1 protein-coding gene is annotated in these 1,535 nt (G+C 57.6%); it reads right to left on the reverse strand.

The features are described 5' to 3' along the window. Nucleotides 1-427: 427 nt before the first annotated feature. On the reverse strand, nucleotides 428-1,441 hold the full coding sequence (locus VSR72_RS43940; RefSeq protein WP_342958413.1) for an IS110 family transposase: 1,014 nt from the start codon (nucleotides 1,439-1,441) through the stop codon (nucleotides 428-430). Between the last annotated feature and the right edge of the window lie 94 nt (nucleotides 1,442-1,535).

The raw sequence follows: 1,535 nt of genomic DNA on the forward strand, positions 1-1,535 counted from the left end.
AATCTCGACACCCATTAGCCGGCCGGAGTCAAGGGCAAAATCACAACCTCGCAAACCAATTGCGCTGAAGAAACAATGTCAGGCTATCTTCAGTTCTATGCTCATGCTCATCGCGCCCGTTTTCTCATTGGTTGGTTGCGAACTGAATCGCACCAGACACCCGTCGGGATCAAGCTTGTCGCGATGCTCTGCGACCGCCCTAGCGGCCAGTTGCCGCCCCAGAGAAACTTTGGTGCCGGGCCGTGTCCAGAGGGTATTTGCATTGCCTGTGGCTATCGTTGTAATGACGACGCCAGTCCTTTTGTGGCTCACGGTCTGGGCGATTCAGCATTTCGCATTCCTTCAGATGGCGCAAGGGTGGTGTCCAAATCGTTACATTGGCTTCACACCAGTCAAGATTCCTGGCTCATCGCCCCTGGCCAAACCACTATCCGAAACACAGCTTCGCATCGAAGGGCTTCTGGTCCCGCAACATGTAGTAGCACGCGCGCGCCAACTTGTGCGCCAGTGCCTTGGTCGCCAGTACGCGGTTCGTCCTGCTCTTTTTGTGATCGTAAAAGCTTCTGGCAGGCGGAGAGTAGCGGATGGCGAAGTTGGCCGCTTCCACAAACGCCCAAGCGAGATACTTGTTGCCATTCTTGGTGTTGCCTTCACCCTTTTTCTTGCCGTTACTTTCCCTTCGGCTATCGACGCAGCGGCAGTAGGAACTGAAGTTGCCGACCTCGGCAAAGCGACCGATTGATCCGGTCTCGAGCATGATCGTGGTCGCCAGCGTTTCGCCAATACCCGGCACGGTCTTGAGCAGGTGGTACTCGGGGCGCAAGCTCACGCGTTCATGAAGTCGTTTCTCCAACAATTCAATCTGTCGCCCCAACGCCTCGCTGACCGCGCGATTGGCCTCCACGGCCAGCGCCACATCGGGCGCAAAGGCCAACTCATTGACCCGCTCGGCTGTCAGCTGCTTGACTGCCTGGCTCTTCATTCGGCTTCCGGTCTGTCGCACCATGATGCCCTCGATCGACAGAATCTGCGCGGTGCGATAGCGCACAAGTTGCATGCGCTTGCGCGCCAGGTCTCGCGCCCCTCGTTCCTCGCGCGGACAGATATAACCCTCGGGCAGCAACCCCAGTCTCAGCAACTGTGCCAGATAGGCCGCATCGGCGAAATCACCGCTGTGCTTGAGTCCGTCGTATTTCCTGATGGCAGCGGGGTGGGCCAGATGCGCCGAGTAGCCTGCATCCATGAGTCCGTCCACCAGCCAGTACCAGTTGTACGTACTTTCGACGACCACCCCCGCCAATTCCTGGCGGTAGTGTCCAAGCGCTGCATGTATCTGCGCCATATCGTTCGGCAGGCGCTTCTGGTACAGGATCCGATCGTCCTCGTCGCTGACCACCACGACACAATTGTTCGAATGCAGGTCTATGCCACAATAGTTCATGTCGGTCTCCGCAGGGTCAAAGTGCGTTTCGCAAACTGACTTTAACCCCGCCGCTGCACGGCGGCGAGGAGGCCGGCTACATGATCATCATTAC

The sequence above is a fragment of the Paraburkholderia sp. JHI869 genome (assembly GCF_038900775.1).
GTDB lineage: Bacteria > Pseudomonadota > Gammaproteobacteria > Burkholderiales > Burkholderiaceae > Paraburkholderia.